The following is a 7,629-nucleotide window of genomic DNA, read 5'->3' as shown; positions in this document are numbered from 1 at the left end:
AGATGGTGTCTAACTTAAATCAGTTACGAGCACCGCAATCAAGAATTGCGTGCCCTGGTGGTGGAATTGGTAGACACAAGGGATTTAAAATCCCTCGGCGTTCGCGCTGTGCCGGTTCAAGTCCGGCCCGGGGCACCATCTATTAAGTCTGTCTTTCTTTGAATAAAGCACTGACAGCATGCGACACTAGCTCAGCTGGTAGAGCGCAACCTTGCCAAGGTTGAGGTCACGAGTTCGAACCTCGTGTGTCGCTCCAAATACGAAACCCTGACAGAAATGTCAGGGTTTTTTATTATCTGAAATTCAACACACAAGTTTGCCAAGGTTGAGGTCACGCCTGCACCTCGAAGATCGGGAACCTCGTGTGTCGCTCCAAATATGAAACCCTGACAGAAATGTCGGGGTTTTTTATTATCTGAAATTTAGCACACAAGCTTGCCAAGGTTGAGGTCACGCCTGCACCTCGAAGATCGGCCAGTAACAGAGGCTTATCCCGGTTGCTTTTAGCACTTGTCTGATATGACAATATTCACATCCCTTGACGATAATATCGATAATTCGGCACAAATAAGTGTTTTAAGTGGATTAGATAGTATTTAAAGTTTTAGTATCTAAAACAGCCGGTTAAACTTGGTTCATAATGTTGTTTTAGGTCGGATGTTGTGTTTGTTTTCAAATTTATCTTGTCATCGAAAACGACATTGTGATATTTTGCGCGCAATCTCAGGGGGGAACTATCACTGAGACATATGCGTTGTGATGAACTCAGGCCGATTGTGTCACAGCGTGCCGTAGGTACTAATGAAACTTTCATTAGTAGAAGGGCATTAATAAGCGCAGACCTGACAAGAATAATGCAGGCGCATATTGAAGGAACCCAACAGTGAATACTCAATCCTTATTTATTCAAATCAGTTTTGTCTTGCCTAACTGCAGTATTATTACTGAGCCTTGAACCTTCTGATTTAAATCATTTCAGCTTATTGCTGTAAACATTCGAATTTTCACCGGCGATACCCGGTGGTGTTTGTATGCACTTAATGTCGAATATACTGAACGTGCAGTTAAAAAATTGATTGGTCAAATTTTGGCTATATGAGTTTTGCGCGTACCTGTTTGCAATGACATGGCTTCAGGATGTACATTCACGCCGCAAGGCGTTTGATAAGTGTGTGACGTAATGATTTTTGGAAAATTACCATGAACAATGTGTTTGACTTAGATGCGCTAAAGCTGGCGTCAAATGTTCCTGTAGTTCACGAACTATACGATTTAACTCCTGATGAATTATTGCTAAGCCAAGAGCACTATGAATCAGAAGTTCGCTCATACCCACGACGTTTGCCTTTGGCTATCGTCAAAGCTTCGGGCGCGATGGTTGAAGACAGCCGTGGCCAGCTCTTTCTTGATTGCTTAGCCGGTGCAGGTACCCTTGCTCTGGGTTATAACCACCCGGAAATTAATCAAGCGATCATCGATCAGTTAAATGCGGGCCTGCCATATCAGACCTTAGATATTACCACGCCTGTAAAAGATAAGTTCATTAGAGAAGTGATGAACTTCTTACCTGATGAATTTGCAAAAAATGCGCGTATTCAATTCTGTGGCCCTTCAGGTGCAGATGCTGTTGAAGCAGCAATCAAACTTGCAAAGCAAACCACAGGCCGTAATACGATGGCTGCTTTCCATGGTGCTTACCATGGCATGACCAACGGTACGATGGCGATGATGGGTAACCTGAAGACGAAAGCGCGTCGTCAGGGGCTGATGGCTGATGTCCACTTTCTGCCTTTCCCATATAGTTTACGCTGCCCGTTTGGCCTGAAAGGCGATGAAGGGGCGAAACAGAGCCTTCGTTATATTGAGCGTATGCTAAGTGATGACGAAAGTGGCGTACAAAAGCCAGCAGCCATCATCGTTGAACCAGTACAAGGTGAGGGCGGTGTTATTCCGGCTCCTGCTTTCTGGTTGCAAGAGTTGCGTCGGATCACCAAAGAACACGGTATTCTTCTGATCTTTGATGAAATCCAGTGTGGTATCGGTAAAACCGGTCACAATTTTGCGTTCGAAGAAGCGGGTGTTACTCCTGATATTCTTTGTCTGTCGAAAGCGGTTGGCGGCGGCTTGCCAATGTCACTGCTTATTTTTGATAAGTCGATTGATACCTGGTTGCCGGGCGAACATACAGGGACATTCCGTGGTAATCAGCTGGCAATGGCTACGGGTTCAAAAGCGCTGGAAATTATCAGCCGTGATAACCTGGTTGAACATGCACAGCAAGCCGGCCAGTACCTGCGTGAAGGTTTAGAGCGTATTGCACAGTACACCGATTGTATTGCCGAAGTACGTGGCAAAGGCTTGATGTTAGGTGCTGAAATTGTAAAACCTAACGGTAAAAAGAACAAATTTGGTGAGCCTGAAGCCGATCCGGAAATGACAGCGAAGATTCAACGCGCGGCACTAGAGCGTGGGCTGATCATCGAAAAAGGTGGTCGTCAGGGGTCGGTTCTGCGTTTTCTTCCGCCATTGATCATTACGCACGAGCAGATTGATTTTGCTCTGGATGCGCTAAGTAAGGCGATTATCGCGACCGCAGGTCCAGCGAAAGTTGTTGAGCCTGTCACGGCTAACGAGCAAGATGATTGGCGTTCTTACTTTATTCACACTGGTGAAGGTGGAGCTGACCATTTTGAAGCTGCACTCAATCAGACGACGCAAGTTCTGAAGCAGGTCTTCGAAGGCACGCAAGCGCCATATTCTGGTCTGGAACCGCAAATTTTAAAAGCGATGATTAACAACATCGATCTTGATCATCAGCAGTTACCGCTGGAAACCGTTATTGAGCAGACAGGCGAACTGATCGCTAAGAACTCAATCATGGTTCAGCATCCACATTGTATTGCTCACCTGCATACGCCGCCGCTTTTGCCGGCCATTGCTGCTGAGGCGTTTATCAGCGCTCTGAACCAGTCGATGGATTCATGGGATCAGGCCAGCTCCGCGACATTTGTTGAGCAGAAGGTTGTTGATTGGTTATGTGGTGTTTATAACCTGGGTGAGCAAGCAGATGGCGTGTTCACCAGTGGTGGTACGCAAAGTAACCTGATGGGATTACTACTGGCACGTGACTGGGCGGCAGATAGCATTTCCGGGCATAACATCCAGAAGGATGGTCTGCCTGACTACGCATCTAAGCTGCGCATTCTGTGTTCTAAAAAGTCGCATTTCACCGTACAGAAATCGGCATCGTTGATGGGTTTGGGTGAGCATGCCGTTGAGTGTGTTGATACCAATCCAGATGGTACAATTAAGCTTGCTGCGCTGGTGACAACGGTGGAAACGCTGAAACGCGAAGGTTTGCTGCCGTTTGCTTTGGTCGGCACAGCGGGTACGACAGATCACGGTGCTATCGATGATTTGGCGAACATGGCTGATATCGCTGAGCAGCATAACCTATGGCTCCACGTTGATGGCGCATACGGTGGCGCCCTGATCCTGAGTCGTCATAAATCTCGCCTGCATGGCATCGAGAAAGCAGACTCTGTGAGTGTCGATTTCCACAAGCTGTTCTATCAACCAATCAGTTGTGGAGCCGTATTGATTAAAGACAAAGCGAACTTTAAGTACCTACTGCATCATGCCGATTATCTCAATCGTGAAGATGATTTACTGCCAAACCTGGTGGATAAATCTATCGCGACGACTAAGCGTTTTGATGCGTTGAAAGTATTGATGACAATGCAGTGTGTGGGTACACAGGCTCTTGGTGCGATGTATGATCACTTGCTGGGTCAGACACAGCAGGTTGCAGATCTTATCAATCATTCAACGGATTTCGAATTGCTGGCAGATCCGGCGCTATCAACGGTGCTGTTCCGCTATACCGGCAATCAGGGTGCTGATTTAGATCAATTGAACAAGCAACTTCGAATGGAAGCATTGGTGAAGGGCGTTGCGGTACTGGGTGAAACGGTTGTCGATGGCCGGGTCGCACTTAAATTTACGATTCTAAACCCTTGCCTGAAAATGTCAGACTTTGAGTCTTTGCTGAACGGAATTAACCAGCTGGCACTGTCACTAGGTAAGTAAGCTGGGTAATTAAGACAGAACGTAACGATTCACCCCGCCGGTGTTGCGGCGGGGTGAAAACAACAACTTTCCTGAATAAATACGGAAAACGAAAAACTATGGCTATTTTACAAATCGGTGCTGGTGGTGTTGGTTGGGTTATTGCTCATAAAGCGGCACAAAACAATGATGTTCTAGGTGATATTACGATTGCTTCTCGCACAGTGAGCAAGTGTGAAAAGATTATTGCATCGATTCACGGTCGCAATAACCTCAAAGATCCATCAAAGAAACTGGAATCTCGTGCTGTTAATGCAGATGACGTTGATGCTCTGGTAGCACTGATCAAAGAAGTCCAGCCAGATCTCGTCATCAACGCCGGCCCTCCGTGGGTTAACGTCGCGATCATGGAAGCCTGTTACCAGGCGAAGGTCTCTTACCTGGATACATCTGTAGCGGTTGATCTGTGCAGTGAAGGCCAGCAAGTGCCTGAAGCTTACGATCCACAGTGGGCATTCCGCGAAAAATTCGCAGAAGCGGGTATCACCGGTATTCTGGGTGCTGGTTTTGATCCGGGCGTTGTTAGCGTATTTGCCGCTTACGCGGTTAAGCATCTATTCGATGAAATCGATACTATCGATGTGATGGACGTGAACGCAGGCGATCACGGTAAGAAGTTCGCGACGAACTTCGATCCGGAAACGAACATGCTGGAAATACAAGGTGATTCTTTCTACTGGGAAAACCAGGAGTGGAAACAGGTACCTTGTCATACCCGTATGCTTGAGTTTGATTTCCCTGAAGTGGGTAGCCACAAAGTATACTCAATGGCGCACGATGAAGTTCGTTCAATGAAAGAATTCATCCCGGCCAATCGCATTGAGTTCTGGATGGGCTTTGGTGATAAATACCTGAACTACTTCAACTGCATGCGTGATATCGGCCTGTTAAGCCCAGATCCTGTGACGCTACAAGATGGTACAGTGGTTGAGCCGCTTAAAGTCCTGAAAGCTATCCTGCCAGATCCAACCTCACTGGCACCGGGCTACACAGGTAAAACTTGTATCGGTACTTGGGTGCAAGGTATTAAAGATGGCAAGCCACGCAGCGTATTCATCTATAACAATGCTGATCACGAAGTCGCGTACAAAGATGTTGAACACCAGGCAATCTCATACACGACGGGCGTTCCAGCAATTACGGCTGCACTGATGTACTTCCGTAATGAGTGGAGTGGTAAAGGCGTGTTTAACATGGAACAGCTAAACCCAGACCCATTCCTGGAGCTAATGCCGACAATCGGTCTTGATTGGGGTGTTCAGGAGCTAGACGTTGCTCAGCCAGACATTCAGATTCTAAAGTAATCGAATGTTAGTCTCGAGTGGCTAGTAGCGAGTATTAAGTCTTGAGTACCTAGGTTCTCGCAACTTACATATTAAGCCGATGTTAATTGCATCGGCTTTATTCCGTTTTGAGGAAGATGAAATGAACAAGCAAGGATTAAAAACGCCTTACTTCATGATTGATGAAAGTAAGTTGATTGCCAATCTAGAGAAAGCAAAACGGCTGAAAGAGCTGTCTGGTGCGAAGCTGGTATTAGCACTGAAATGTTTTTCAACCTGGGGTGTGTTTGACATTATCAAACCTTATCTTGATGGCACAACAAGCAGCGGTCCGTATGAAGTAAAATTGGGCTACGAAACCTTTGGCGGTGAAACGCACGCATACAGTGTGGGCTACAGCGAAGATGATGTGAGGGAAGTGGCTGACATCTGCGACAAGATGATCTTCAATTCACAAAGTCAGCTAGCGGCTTACCGCCATATTGTTGAAGGAAAAGCATCTCTGGGTTTACGTTTGAACCCCGGTGTCAGTTATGCCGGACAGGATTTAGCGAATCCCGCTCGTAAATTCTCCCGTCTGGGTGTGCAGTGTGATCATATTGATCCGGCAATATTCGGCGAGATTGACGGTGTGATGTTCCACATGAACTGTGAAAACAAAGATGAAGACGCTTTCATCGGATTGCTGAACTATATCTCGGACAAGTTTGGTGAACATCTGGATCAGCTAGACTGGGTCAGTCTTGGCGGCGGTGTGTTCTTCACCTGGCCGGGTTACGATATTGAAAAACTGGCTGCAGCATTAAAAGCGTTTTCTGAAAAACACGGTGTTCAACTCTATCTGGAACCAGGAGAAGCCATTATCACAAAAACGACGGATCTTGTCGTAACAGTGGTTGACGTGGTTGAAAATGAAATCAAGACGGCGATCGTCGATAGTGCGACCGAAGCCCATCGCCTTGATACCTTGATCTACGATGAGCCGGCGTCTATTGCTGAAGCGAGCGAGAAAGGGGAGCACCAGTACGTCATTGGCAGTTGCTCTTGTCTTGCCGGCGATCAGTTCTGTGTTACTCAATTTGACAAGCCGCTGGAAATTGGCCAGCGCTTGCATATTATCGACAGCGCCGGTTATACCATGGTGAAACTGAACTGGTTTAATGGATTGAAAATGCCGTCAGTGTACTGTGAGCGTTCCAATGGCGATATCGAAAAGCTGAATGAATTTGGCTACGACGACTTTAAACGTTCCCTGTCCCAATGGTCGGTATCCTGAGTACGCCAAATTATGTCACTGAGAAAGGCCGATTATCGGCCTTTTTTTAATGCAACTGATTGAAGGCGATAGGTTGTAAAGCGTACCAAACTGGCGAATAATACCAATTCCATTAAATATATTGTCATTCAGCGAGTTAATGGAGTTGATTAAGCTAACTATCTATTGTTAACGGAGTAAGCTCGAGATGGGACATCTACCTGTAATGATTGTTGCTATCGTTTTTGCCTTTATAGGGCTTAATCGATACCTGCAACACATAGCTAAAATGAAAGAGCTCGAACTGGCAACGTCAAAAGAGCGGCATGCCGGTTCGAGTAACGATCTGGAAAAAGAAGTACAGGCTCTCAAAGAGCGGGTCAACGTGTTAGAAAAGATTGTTACCGACAGAAAATACCAACTGGATGAAGAAATACGTGCACTTAATAAATGAGGTACCCGCATGAGGTTAGTGCCACACTCAATCGGGCAGTGCCGTTGATTTAATCAATAATGGAGCGCTTTTTAACTGCATTTGGTGGTTTTTAACCACTCAATTGAAAAGTAACAATATATTATTGACTCATTTTTAAAAATCAGTAAATTACAGCTCATACCGCAGCGGGAAAGCCTGTGAAGCGGTGAGTAATCATCAGATTACATGGTACATGTAAACAAAATGGCGCGTTGGCAGAGTGGCTATGCAGCGGATTGCAAATCCGTGTACCTCGGTTCGACTCCGGGACGCGCCTCCATTCTCTTGGAGAATCGGAGCAAAGAAGAATTTGCGGTATTGATGTTCCAGTTAAGAAATCAGTACTTAGATGGTGTCTAACTTAAATCAGTTACGAGCACCGCAATCAAGAATTGCGTGCCCTGGTGGTGGAATTGGTAGACACAAGGGATTTAAAATCCCTCGGCGTTCGCGCTGTGCCGGTTCAAGTCCGGCCCGGGGCACCATCT

General features: G+C 46.3%; 4 protein-coding genes and 4 tRNA genes. All 8 read left to right on the top strand.

The genetic code is table 11. The annotated features are described in order from the left end of the window. The first annotated feature begins 51 nt into the window (after nucleotides 1-51). The 8 genes from R3289_RS20375 (at nucleotide 52) to R3289_RS20340 (ending at nucleotide 7,626) form a co-directional block, all read left to right on the top strand. Nucleotides 52-138 (top strand) — tRNA-Leu (locus R3289_RS20375). 42 nt (nucleotides 139-180) lie between these two features. After that, a tRNA-Gly gene (locus tag R3289_RS20370) sits at nucleotides 181-256 on the top strand. A gap of 944 nt (nucleotides 257-1,200) precedes the next feature. After that, nucleotides 1,201-4,089 (top strand): pyridoxal phosphate-dependent class III aminotransferase, encoded by a 2,889-nt coding sequence (locus R3289_RS20365; RefSeq protein WP_318927737.1) that lies wholly within the window; start codon nucleotides 1,201-1,203, stop codon nucleotides 4,087-4,089. A gap of 98 nt (nucleotides 4,090-4,187) precedes the next feature. After that, complete coding sequence (locus tag R3289_RS20360; RefSeq protein ID WP_318927736.1) at nucleotides 4,188-5,432, top strand: carboxynorspermidine synthase; 1,245 nt, start codon at nucleotides 4,188-4,190, stop codon at nucleotides 5,430-5,432. Nucleotides 5,433-5,553: 121 nt separating this feature from the next. Next, nucleotides 5,554-6,687 (top strand): carboxynorspermidine decarboxylase, encoded by a 1,134-nt coding sequence (nspC, locus tag R3289_RS20355; RefSeq protein WP_318927735.1) that lies wholly within the window; start codon nucleotides 5,554-5,556, stop codon nucleotides 6,685-6,687. A gap of 187 nt (nucleotides 6,688-6,874) precedes the next feature. Continuing rightward, nucleotides 6,875-7,120 (top strand): hypothetical protein, encoded by a 246-nt coding sequence (locus tag R3289_RS20350; protein WP_318927734.1) that lies wholly within the window; start codon nucleotides 6,875-6,877, stop codon nucleotides 7,118-7,120. A 227-nt stretch (nucleotides 7,121-7,347) separates the two neighbouring features. Beyond that, nucleotides 7,348-7,421, top strand: a tRNA-Cys gene (locus R3289_RS20345). A 118-nt stretch (nucleotides 7,422-7,539) separates the two neighbouring features. Then, nucleotides 7,540-7,626 (top strand) — tRNA-Leu (locus R3289_RS20340). Nucleotides 7,627-7,629: the final 3 nt, after the last annotated feature.

It is taken from the genome of Photobacterium sp., from assembly GCF_033720175.1.
Lineage (GTDB): Bacteria > Pseudomonadota > Gammaproteobacteria > Enterobacterales > Vibrionaceae > Photobacterium.
This window is presented reverse-complemented; position numbering and strand designations above follow the sequence as displayed.

Excerpts from the sequence above, each read along its gene's own strand:
- R3289_RS20365 (WP_318927737.1), top strand. The coding sequence starts at position 1,201 with ATGAACAATGTGTTTGACTTAGATGCGCTAAAGCTGGCGTCAAATGTT.
- R3289_RS20360 (WP_318927736.1), top strand. The coding sequence starts at position 4,188 with ATGGCTATTTTACAAATCGGTGCTGGTGGTGTTGGTTGGGTTATTGCT.
- nspC (WP_318927735.1), top strand. The coding sequence starts at position 5,554 with ATGAACAAGCAAGGATTAAAAACGCCTTACTTCATGATTGATGAAAGT.
- R3289_RS20350 (WP_318927734.1), top strand. The coding sequence starts at position 6,875 with ATGGGACATCTACCTGTAATGATTGTTGCTATCGTTTTTGCCTTTATA.